This is a genomic window from Bradyrhizobium sp. CCBAU 45384, assembly GCF_028128665.1.
GTDB classification, from domain to species: Bacteria; Pseudomonadota; Alphaproteobacteria; order Rhizobiales; family Xanthobacteraceae; genus Bradyrhizobium; species Bradyrhizobium manausense.
The window spans coordinates 1-392 of sequence record NZ_LBIZ01000017.1 but is presented as its reverse complement, the minus strand read 5'-3'; the positions used below and the strand labels follow the sequence as shown (position 1 = coordinate 392).

The 392-nt window shown below is 61.7% G+C and carries 1 protein-coding gene; it reads right to left on the bottom strand.

The annotated features are described in order from the left end of the window. Window positions 1-69 precede the first annotated feature (69 nt). On the bottom strand, window positions 70-392 hold a 323-nt coding region (locus tag XH80_RS02795), incomplete at its 5' end, for a transposase (protein ID WP_271597233.1).

Below are 392 nucleotides of genomic sequence, written 5' to 3'. Positions count from 1 at the left end.
CGCTGCATTAAGTGCTGTTCGTCCTTTCCAACCGTTACGTCACGCCGGTGTGTCCGGCTGTGAACTCATTTACGCCATGAGAGCGGCGGGTTCCTTGTAGCGTTCGTTCCTGGCCATCATCGCCCATGCCATCCGGGCGAGTTTGTTGGCGAGCGCGATGGCAGCGACCTTTGTGGGTCGCCGCGCCAACAATGCGGTGAGCCAGGGCCGATGCCGGGTGCCATGGATCTTGGCATAGCGGATCACTGCGAGTGCGCCTGCCGTGAACAGGCTGCGCAAATAGCGATCGCCTTGCTTGCTGATACTGCCAAGCTTGTCCTTGCCGCCGCTCGAGTTCTGCTTCGGCACGAGCCCAACCCAGGCCGAGAAGTCCCGTCCCGATCGGAAGGCGT